At 53.2% G+C, this 756-nt stretch carries 1 protein-coding gene; it reads right to left on the bottom strand.

Going from position 1 to position 756, the window contains the following annotated elements:
- Positions 1 to 233: 233 nt before the first annotated feature.
- Positions 234 to 756 (bottom strand): tyrosine-protein phosphatase (locus CPT76_RS28860; RefSeq protein WP_181153107.1); only part of this gene is annotated, 523 nt, incomplete at its 5' end.

The raw sequence follows: 756 nt of genomic DNA, 5'->3' as shown, positions 1-756 counted from the left end.
AAACCCATCCTTCAACCTCCATCTTTATTCCAGTTATCTCCATTATACGTGATTCCGGTTTGTCCGTCTCAACGAATCGACGAAGGTTCAGCACCATACGCCACCATTGGACAAAATATGTCGGAGATGATAGGGGAAGCTTATACATTCTTATCTCTAAAAAAAGACGACCTGTATGGCTTCACCCATACAGGTCGTCTTTATGTTCGCATCCGGAGAACCGGGATAGGCGACTATTCGAGATACATCCGCTTCAGCTTCGCCTGCTCGTCTTTGCTTAGCCCCAAGCCTTTTTCCAGGAAGCCCTGGATCGAGCCGTATTTTTTGGCCATTTCGTCGAAAGCGGCATTGATATATTCCGGGCGGACGTCCATTAACGCTTTGATGACTTCAATCGCATTCTCGTCCGTCAGGTTAAACTGCTTCACCATGGCGTCCACGGCCGCCTTGTTGTACGCTTCGCGGTACTTGTTGCTGAGCAGGAAATCCTGCATTACGCTTTCCTTCGGAACGCCGAGCGTGAGCAGCATCAATGCCGATCCGAGGCCGGTGCGGTCTTTCCCCGCGGTGCAGTGCTGTACGAGCGCTGCGGATGCCGGATCCAGCATCATGTCGAACAATTTCACGTAAGCCGAAGGGGAGTCGACCATGTCGCGGTTGGCGGCGGTCAGCACGTCGCCGGGCTTGCCCATTTTGTCGAACTCGCCGCTCGCCATGAAGCTCATGATATCAGTGCCGCTGCCGGATTGGCCGAAG

It is taken from the genome of Paenibacillus sp. AR247 (assembly GCF_002968895.1).
Taxonomy (GTDB): domain Bacteria; phylum Bacillota; class Bacilli; order Paenibacillales; family Paenibacillaceae; genus Paenibacillus_AQ; species Paenibacillus_AQ favisporus.
Note: the sequence above shows the minus strand (reverse complement) of the source record. Positions and strands in the feature narration are given on the sequence as shown.